This window comes from Trichococcus alkaliphilus, assembly GCF_003008695.1.
Lineage (GTDB): Bacteria > Bacillota > Bacilli > Lactobacillales > Aerococcaceae > Trichococcus > Trichococcus alkaliphilus.
The window spans coordinates 19183-28426 of the sequence record NZ_PXZT01000013.1; the positions used below are offsets into that span (position 1 = coordinate 19183).

The 9244-nt window shown below is 50.6% G+C and carries 7 protein-coding genes; all 7 read right to left on the reverse strand.

What is annotated here, in order from left to right:
• Positions 1 to 133: 133 nt before the first annotated feature.
• The 7 genes from C7R73_RS10540 to purH all read right to left on the reverse strand — a co-directional run bounded on the left by C7R73_RS10540 (position 134) and on the right by purH (position 9235).
• Positions 134 to 982, reverse strand: coding sequence for a helix-turn-helix domain-containing protein (locus tag C7R73_RS10540; RefSeq protein ID WP_106450476.1), 849 nt, complete (start codon positions 980 to 982; stop codon positions 134 to 136).
• A gap of 275 nt (positions 983 to 1257) precedes the next feature.
• Positions 1258 to 3153, reverse strand: a complete 1896-nt coding sequence (gene mnmG / locus C7R73_RS10545; protein ID WP_106450477.1) for a tRNA uridine-5-carboxymethylaminomethyl(34) synthesis enzyme MnmG — start codon at positions 3151 to 3153, stop codon at positions 1258 to 1260.
• Between the two features lie 129 nt (positions 3154 to 3282).
• On the reverse strand, positions 3283 to 4674 hold the full coding sequence (gene mnmE, locus C7R73_RS10550; RefSeq protein WP_106450478.1) for a tRNA uridine-5-carboxymethylaminomethyl(34) synthesis GTPase MnmE: 1392 nt from the start codon (positions 4672 to 4674) through the stop codon (positions 3283 to 3285).
• 189 nt (positions 4675 to 4863) lie between these two features.
• The gene (locus C7R73_RS10555; RefSeq protein ID WP_106450479.1) at positions 4864 to 5073 is read right to left on the reverse strand and encodes a hypothetical protein; all 210 of its coding nucleotides are present in this window, start codon (positions 5071 to 5073) and stop codon (positions 4864 to 4866) included.
• A gap of 108 nt (positions 5074 to 5181) precedes the next feature.
• A complete protein-coding gene (locus C7R73_RS10560) occupies positions 5182 to 6174 on the reverse strand; it encodes a zinc-binding dehydrogenase (protein WP_106450480.1) in 993 nt (330 codons plus the stop codon).
• Positions 6175 to 6270: 96 nt separating this feature from the next.
• Positions 6271 to 7545, reverse strand: coding sequence for a phosphoribosylamine--glycine ligase (purD, locus tag C7R73_RS10565; protein WP_106450481.1), 1275 nt, complete (start codon positions 7543 to 7545; stop codon positions 6271 to 6273).
• A gap of 148 nt (positions 7546 to 7693) precedes the next feature.
• The gene (gene purH / locus C7R73_RS10570; protein ID WP_106450482.1) at positions 7694 to 9235 is read right to left on the reverse strand and encodes a bifunctional phosphoribosylaminoimidazolecarboxamide formyltransferase/IMP cyclohydrolase; all 1542 of its coding nucleotides are present in this window, start codon (positions 9233 to 9235) and stop codon (positions 7694 to 7696) included.
• Positions 9236 to 9244: the final 9 nt, after the last annotated feature.

The window sequence follows — 9244 nt, forward strand, 5'->3', positions numbered from 1 at the left end:
CAGGTAAAAACCTACCCTTCTATAAAACGGTTTCATTCTAACAATAGCCGAAACGGGTAGCGCTTTCCCTACTTGTTATTTTAGGGAATTTCCGGCAGAAAAAGGGGCGATTTGTGCCATCATTATGGGCAGTTTATGCCCTGTTCTCATCCCGGTAACGTTTCGGAGTCAGGCCGTATTTGTTTTTGAAGGCCGACGAAAAGGATTTTTGATTGGGAAAACCGCAAGCATCCACAATGTAACGGATGTTTTTGTCCGTGAACATCAGCAGTTTCACTGCTTTGTTGAGGCGTTGTTCTACAATATAGCTGTGGATCGTGCTGCCGGTTTCCTTTTTGAACAATCTGCACAGATGCGTATAGGAGAGATGGAAGGCCGCTGCCAGTTTATCGACCGCCAGATCTTTGTCCAGATTCTCGTCGATGTATTCCGTTATGGCGGAAATCAGCGGCAACGAAGCGATGCCTCTGTTCTTCTCCATTTTTGGGACAGAAAAGTACGTATCCAGAAGAAAGAGGATCTGGTACAGCATCCCTTTCAGCAAAAGTCTGGATTTTACGGCGCCGTCGCTTTCCATAACGAAAAAGTAGCGGTCCAGCAAGACGCGCAATTCATTCAGCTTCTCTCTTTGCAGATCTGTGAAGCCAGTTCGATTCGTCAAACGGAAGCTTTTGTTATCGTAGTCAGGTATCTCGGATTTGATGAAGGCATACGGGAAAATGAGCGACAGAGCTTTCGTCTTGTTGTGATCATCCCATATGGAATGGATTTCATTTGAATTGACGACGAGGATGTCGCCGGCATTCGTTTCGTGGATGGTCCCATCGATCGTGAATTCGCTGATCTTTCCCGACATCGTATAGCTGATTTCCAGTGATTTGTGCCAATGGGCAAGGACGCCGGAATCCGTTCTTTCGTTGTGATAAATATAGAACACGGGGAGTTCCGGATTCGATTCGATGATTTCATGATGATAACGCATCTGCTGCCTCCTATCCTTCTTGATTCAGTTCCAGAAGACGCTTGAACTTCTAAAACTCAAGCTCCATTATACTATAATTTCCCCTTCAAAAATCCAGGTCTGCAATCAAAAAAGCCGCTGCCCACTTATTCGGGCAACGGCTTCATACTCTATTAAACGCGTTCTGAATCCCAGAAATCTGCGCCTAAGCTGATTACCACAAGCGGACAAAAGCGTCCGCGTTGTGGTAATCCTCTTAGTGCTCGATTTCTACCCGGGATTCATCTCGCTCTCATTCATTCTGAAACTTTAGCGATTTTCCCTTGGGTCACGTAGACCATCAAAACGGAAATATCGGCTGGGTTGACGCCGCTGATCCGGCTTGCTTGGGCAATCGTTTCCGGTTGGATCTTCTTCAGATTTTGTTTGGCTTCGTTGGCGATTCCGTTGATGGCATCGTAATCGATGTTCGCAGGGATGCGTTTTTCTTCCATCTTCTTCAGCTTGTCCACTTTTTCGGCGGCTTTCTTGATGTAGCCAGCATATTTGATCTGCACTTCCACTTGTTTGATTACCTCTTTCGGCAAGGCTACTTCAAACGGCGCAAAAGCGATCAGGCCTTCATACTTCAATTCCGGACGCTTCAGCAGGTCGGCAAACAAAATGCCGTCCTTCAGCGGAGCGGATTCTTGTTCCGCAAGAAAAGCCTGCAGTTCTTCAGTCGGTTTCAGACGGGTTTTTTCAAGGCGGGCGATTTCCTTTTCAACGGACTGTTTTTTCTCCAGGAAGGTTTCGTAGCGTTCTTCCGTCACCAAACCGATCTCACGGCTCATTTCGGTCAAGCGGAAGTCGGCGTTGTCATGGCGAAGCAACAGACGGTACTCGGCACGTGAAGTCAACAAGCGATAAGGCTCCATTGTTCCTTTGGTGACCAAATCATCAATCATGACGCCGATGTAGCCATCGCTGCGTTTCAGGATCATTGGTTCTTTCCCTTGCACAGCCAAAGCGGCATTGATGCCGGCAACGATGCCTTGTCCGGCAGCTTCTTCATAACCGGATGTGCCGTTCGTTTGGCCGGCAGTAAACAGATTCTTCACCAATTTCGTCTCCAAGGAAAGGCGCAACTGATGCGGTTTCACGACATCGTATTCGATGGCATAGCCTGTCCGCATCATTTGCGCATTTTCCATCCCCGGTACGGAACGGATCAGATCAAGCTGAACATCCTCCGGCAATGAGGTGGATAAGCCTTGCACATAGACTTCTTCGTTCTCGCGGCCTTCAGGCTCAAGGAAGAGCTGATGGCGCGGTTTGTCGCTGAAACGGACGATTTTGTCTTCGATTGATGGGCAATAACGCGCCCCTACGCCTTCCACGATACCCGTGAACATCGGCGCGCGGTGAAGATTGTCGCGGATGATTTCATGGCTTTCCGGACTCGTATAAGTCAGCCAGCAGGATAATTGATCCTTCAGATAGTCTTCATCTTTGGAAAGGAAGCTGAAATGGTTCGGCTCAACGTCACCGGGTTGTTCCTCGGTTTTGGAATAATCGATGGTCGAAGCCATCACCCGCGGCGGCGTGCCGGTCTTGAAGCGCGCCAATTCAAATCCCAGATCAAGCAGATTTTCGGATAACTTGATGGATGGCTGCGAGTTGTTGGGTCCTGATGAATAAACCAAGTCCCCGATGATGATTTTTCCTCGTGAAGAGGTTCCGGCCGTGATGACGACAGCCCCGGCGCGGTAAACAGCACCAGTATGCGTCACTACGCCTTTGACTTCGCCGTCTTCTACGATCAATTCCTCAACGATGGCTTGCTTCAGCAGCAGGTTCTCCTGTTTTTCGATGGTGTGCTTCATATGGTGGGCATAGTCATCCTTATCCGCTTGTGCGCGCAACGCTTGGACGGCAGGGCCTTTCCCTGTGTTCAGCATACGCATTTGGATATACGTCTTGTCGATGTTGCGTCCCATCTCGCCGCCCAATGCATCAATTTCTCTTACGACGACACCTTTCGCAGGCCCGCCAATGGATGGGTTGCAGGGCATAAAGGCGACCATGTTCAAATCGATCGTGACCAGCATCGTGCTGCATCCCATCCGCGCAGCGGCAAGCGCCGCTTCGGATCCGGCATGTCCGGCTCCTACAACAATCACATCAAAACTTCCAGCTTCAAATCTGTTCATTTTTCCATTCCTTTCGTTTGTGCTATCTATTTGTTCTTATTATTTTAGTTGATTTCTGAATTCTTTTAGAACGGTTCTGAATCCTAGAGTTCTCCGCCTAACGCTGATCTCAGGATTCATCACACACTGTTATTTACCCAAGCAAAACTGTGTGAATAGTTGGGTGAGGAGTTCGTCTTGGACGCTGTCGCCGGTGATTTCTCCGAGGAGATCCCAGCATCGGGTGAAATCGATCTGGACGAGGTCGATCGGCATGCCTGATTCGATGCCGCTCAGCACTTCATCCAGCGAATCCATCGCATCATTCAACAGCGCGATATGGCGGACGTTGGATACATAGGTTGCATCCGTCTCGCCGGTTTCCCCGGAGAAGAACATCTTCGTGATCTGTTTTTCCAGTTGGTCCAGGCCGGTTTCGCTCAACATCGATGTTTCGATGATTCTTTCAGGATCGCTCCAAGGTTCCAGCTCACCGGTTGTCATCTTCGCTTCCAGATCCATTTTGTTCATAAGGATGATGCGGTTCATGTCCTTCGTGTCTTCCAGAAGCTGCTTGTCCTCTTCCGTCAGCCCTTCGTTCTGGTTGATCAGCAGGAGAATCAGATCGGCTTCAGCCAAAGCTTTGCGGCTGCGTTCGACCCCGATCTTTTCCACGACGTCATCCGTTTCGCGGATGCCCGCAGTGTCGATCAGCTTCAAAGGAACGCCTCTGACGTTTACGTATTCCTCGATCGTATCGCGGGTGGTGCCGGCGATGTCCGTCACGATGGCTTTCTCTTCGCGCAACAGGCGGTTCAGCAAACTGGATTTCCCTACGTTGGGGCGGCCGATGATGGCTGTCTGAAGGCCTTCGCGCAGGATCTTCCCTTGCTTGGCGGTATCCAACAGATGCTGGATGTGTCCGCGCACTTCAATGGTGCGTTCCTGCAACAGCTTCGTCGTCACTTCCTCGACGTCATCGTATTCCGGGTAGTCGATGTTCACTTCGACCTCAGCCAACGTGTTCAGGATGATCTGACGGATATCACGGATCATGCCGGATAATTTTCCGTCCAACTGATGCAGAGCCACATTCATCGCGCGATCGGTTTTGGCACGGATCAAGTCCATGACCGCTTCGGCCTGCGACAGATCGATCCGGCCGTTCAGGAAGGCGCGCTTCGTGAATTCCCCTGGCTCGGCCATGCGGGCGCCGTTCTGGAGAATCGTCTGCAGAATCCGGTTGACGCTCACGACACCGCCATGGCAGTTGATCTCCACGACATCTTCGCGGGTGAAGGTCTTCGGTCCGTGCATGACTGACACCATGACTTCATCGATCATGTCGCCTGTGCGCGGATCATAAAGGTGGCCGTAATTGATGGTGTGCGTGGCGACATCGGCCAAGTGCTTCGTCCCGGATCGGTATAGGGCATCGGCTATCTGGATCGCTTGGTCCCCGCTCAAACGCACAATCCCGATGGCCCCTTCTCCCGGCGGCGTCGAAATGGCGGCGATGGTATCAAATTCATTTATAATCATTCATTATCGTCCTTTCTCGGTTGTTTCAGCGTACAAAAAAAGCGCCCACTCCTCCCCTTCGTTCAAGCGGGAGGAAAAGCACTTTGACTGCATTTCATTTTGGATATTCTTTTCAGCTTACTATAAATAGATTTCTAGCCGATTATACAAGCAATGCCGGCGCAATGCAAGCATTTAATGAACGGCTATTTATTTCATCATCAGGTAGGCCGTACTCAACAAACCGCCGGTCACCAATAAGATGATCACGTTGCGGATGTATCTTTTCCTGTCTACCTGGACACGCAATTGGATGTGCATCAAATCCATCACACCCAACACAATGATCATCACGACACCCACAAACCCTACGATCAAAGTAATCATCGATACGATGAACAACAACTCACTGGTATTCACGGAAATCCTCCTCAAATAGTATGCGCTGAACTTCTAAAATAGTATAGCACAGCGTTTTGAGGAGGTCCTGCTTTCCCGCCGGATTTATTTTATCCATTTTATTACGGATCAGCCGATCTGCAGGGCGATTTTCCCCGTCTGTTCGGCATTTTCCAACCGCATGAAGGCCGATTTGAAATCCTCTGCAGGATAAACGGCGTCCACCACAGGATGGAGCGCATATTCCTCAACAAAACGGATCATCGCTTCATATTCTTCAAAACTGCCCAGCGTCGAACCTTTCAGCGTGTACTGTCCGTAAAAAAATTTCCGCAGATCGAAGGTGACCAGATCGCCTGTCGATGATCCGAAAGTCACGATGGTGCCGCCTCTGCGGACCGCATCCAGCGATTTGTCGAAAGTAGCTGCGCCGACCGACTCGATCACCACGTCCACTTTTTCGCCGCCCATCGCTTCCACCCAATCCTCATCGTGCAGCAAACCTTTGGCGGCTCCGTGCTGCAGGGCCTTCGCCAATTTTTCTTGGGAGCGGGAAGTGACATATACAGTCGCTCCGGCGGCCTTGGCGAATTGCAGCAGGTAGGTGGCCACTCCGCCGCCGATGCCTGGAATCAGGACTTTCATGCCTTCCGACACGCCGCCTTTTGTGAATAAGGCGCGGTAAGCCGTCAACGCGGACAGGGACAGGACGCCTGCTTCTTCCCAAGACAGATGAGCCGGTTTATGGACAGCATTCTCTTCGGAAACAACGATTTCCTCCGCCATCGCGCCCTGTTCGGAACTCCCGAGGATCGTGAAAGTTGCCGGGGCTGTGTCGCTGTTCTCGCGCCAACCGCTTCCGGGATAAAGCATCACTTCATCGCCGATCTTGAAACGAGTCACTTCTTCACCTACAGCCACGACGATGCCGGCAGCATCTGAGCCGATGACCACCGGGTGCTTCTCATGGACTTGGCTCAAGGCAAAAAGGTCGCGATGATTCAGTCCGGCTGCTTTGACCTTTATTTTTATCTCGGAAGGTCCTGCCGGCTGTTCCGCACGGTCTTCCCATTTCAAACCTTCCAGTCCGACTTTTCCGCTGTGAATCAATGTTTTCACCATATCGATCACTCCTCAAATGGATATTTCTGTTAGATTCAGTATAGCTTTCCCGGGCAGAAATACAAAGAGGGAGACCGCAGCCTCCCCCTCAACTTGCTATTTTTCCGTAAAACGGATCGCTTTTGCTCCGATGTCGGAACGGTAGAACGTATGCGCAATCGGATTTGCGTTCAGGTAACGGTAAGCTTTGTCTTGCGCAGCCTGCAGCGTTTCGCCTTGGCCAGCGATCAACAGGATGCGTCCGCCGTTTGACAACAAACCTTGTTCGCCATTCTTCACGCCTGCTGCATAGACGATGCAGTCCGCATTTTCCGTATCCAGATCAGGCAACGGAATATCTTTCATCGGCGCTTCCGGATAGCCTTCAGCGGCGACAACGACACCCAACGTGTAACGATCGGTATACATTTCGATGACCGGATCTTTTCCATTCAGGATGTCATCGATGACTTGCGCCAAGTCGGAAGCCATCTGGTTCATGATGACCTGCGTTTCCGGATCTCCGAAACGGGCATTGAATTCGATGACGCGCAACCCTTTGGCGGTGATCATCAAGCCGGCGTAGACAACACCCTTGAATGGGATGCCCTCAGCTACCATCGCCTCTACAGTCGGTTTTACGACCGTATCCAGCACTTCTTGAATCATCGCTTCAGATACTTGCGGTACAGGCGAATAAGCGCCCATTCCGCCCGTATTAGGGCCTTTGTCTCCGTCGTAGGCACGCTTGTGGTCTTGTGCGACGCCTGAATAATAATACTTCGCACCGTTCGCCAGCGCGAACAACGAGAATTCTTCCCCTTCAAGGTACTCTTCGATGACGACTTTCGGCTTGCCGGCTGCATATTTCCCTTGCAGGAGCATGTCGTTCAGTGCATCCAGAGCCTCAGTCATCGTCATCGCGACAACGACGCCTTTGCCGGCTGCCAGACCGTCCGCCTTGATGACGATCGGAACACCATTGGCTTCCACGTAAGCGACAGCTGCTTCATAGTCTTCGAATGTCTCATAGGCTGCAGTCGGGATGCCATATTTTTTCATCAGGTCTTTTGCGAATTGCTTGGAGCATTCCAAGTCGGCCGCTTTTTTGCTAGGTCCGAAGACTTTCAGGCCAGCCGCTTCAAATACATCCGTAACACCTTCAAACAAAGGGATTTCCGGTCCGACGAAAGTCCAAGCGATGTCGTTTTCTTTAACGAATTGAACCAATCCTTGATGGTCGTTTTCCGCAATGTCGACTAACGTGATGCCGTCCTGGGCCATCCCTGGGTTGCCTTTGGCGCAGTAAACTGTCTCCACCAACGGGCTTTGAGTTAATTTTTTAGCGATGGCATGCTCGCGTCCGCCACTGCCGATTACAAGAAGTTTCATCTTTGAGATCCTCCAACCTTTTATATGAAGCTTGATATTAGTGCCAGTACTCAAAATGCTAAAGACCTCAAACGTCGCACTGTGACGTTTGAGTGCCTAAGCTGTCAACCGCACACGGGCAAAAAATGCCCGCTTTGCGGTTGCCCTCTTAATGTCTGAAGTGTCTTACGCTTGTTTTCAGCATCGTGATGCCGTATTTGTTTGCCATTTCGATCGAATCTTGGTCCTTGATGCTGCCGCCTGGTTGAACGATTGCTTTGATGCCGTGTTTGGCAGCATATTCCACGCTGTCGTTCATCGGGAAGAAAGCGTCACTCGCCAATACAGCGCCTTCGATGGCGTTGGCTGCTTCAGCTTGCTCGATTGCGATTTTGACCGATCCGACACGGTTCATCTGGCCTGCGCCGATGCCGACTGTCTGTTTGCTGTTTGCCAATACGATGGCGTTGCTCTTCACGTGTTTAACGACTTTCCAGGCGAAATCCATTGCTTTCATTTCGTCTTCAGTCGGTTGACGTTCGGTCATGACTTCCCAATTAGCCGGTACGTCTTCTGTGTTGATGTCTTGCGTCTGTTCCAACATGCCGCCCAATACGGAGACAAATTCTTTTCCGCCTGCTTTTGCTGCAGTGAAGTCCAGCGTCATGATGCGGACGTTTTTCTTCTTGGACAAAATGGCCAAAGCCGCTTCCGTATAGCTTGGCGCCAGAACGATTTCCAGGAACATGCTGTTCAGTTTTTCGGCAGTCGCCACATCCAAAGGACGGTTCGCAACCACGATGCCGCCGAAGATGGATACAGGATCAGCTGCATAGCAACGATCGAAGGCTGCATCGATGTCGTCTGCGATACCGACGCCGCATGGATTCATGTGCTTGACGGCAACCACAGCGGGCTCGTCAAATTCGCGGGCGATACGGATGGCCGCATCAGCATCTTTGATGTTGTTGTAGGACAATTCTTTTCCGTGCAATTGGATTGCGCTCGCGATCGAGAACGGCACAGCCAATGGTTCTTGGTAGAAAGTCGCGGTTTGGTGGCCGTTTTCTCCGTAACGCAGGCTTTGTTTCAGATCATAAGTCAATGTCAATTTTTCAGGTTCGGTTTCGCCGACCACATTGGTCAAATATTGCGCAATCAAAGCATCATAACTGGCTGTATGACGGAACACTTTTGCAGCCAAAGCTTGGCGCGTCTCGAAAGTCGTTTCGCCTGCATCTTCCAATTCGGCAAGGACTTTTGCATAGTCGATCGGATCGGTCAGGACAGTCACGCTCGCGTAGTTCTTAGCCGCGCTGCGGAGCATGCTCGGGCCGCCGATGTCGATGTTTTCGATGGCATCAGCCAAAGTCACATCGTTTTTGCTGATGGTTTCCTTGAATGGGTACAGGTTGACGACAACGAAATCAATCGGTGCAATATTGTGCTCTTTCATGGCTTGCATATGGTCCGCAAGATCGCGTCTGCCCAAAAGTCCGCCATGGATCAGTGGGTGCAATGTTTTTACGCGGCCGTCCATCATTTCAGGAAAGCCGGTTACATCCTCTACGGAAATAGTCGGTACGCCTGCATCTTCCAAAGCCTTCTTCGTTCCGCCAGTTGAGATGATTTCGATTCCTTTTGCTGCTAATGCCTGTGCAAATGCTACAACGCCTGTTTTATCTGAAACACTGATCAATGCTCTTGTCACTGTGTGTCA

Coding starts and splice junctions, on each gene's coding strand:
- C7R73_RS10540 (WP_106450476.1), bottom strand. CDS start 982: ATGCGTTATCATCATGAAATCATCGAATCGAATCCGGAACTCCCCGTG.
- mnmG (WP_106450477.1), bottom strand. CDS start 3,153: ATGAACAGATTTGAAGCTGGAAGTTTTGATGTGATTGTTGTAGGAGCC.
- mnmE (WP_106450478.1), bottom strand. CDS start 4,674: ATGATTATAAATGAATTTGATACCATCGCCGCCATTTCGACGCCGCCG.
- C7R73_RS10560 (WP_106450480.1), bottom strand. CDS start 6,174: ATGGTGAAAACATTGATTCACAGCGGAAAAGTCGGACTGGAAGGTTTG.
- purD (WP_106450481.1), bottom strand. CDS start 7,545: ATGAAACTTCTTGTAATCGGCAGTGGCGGACGCGAGCATGCCATCGCT.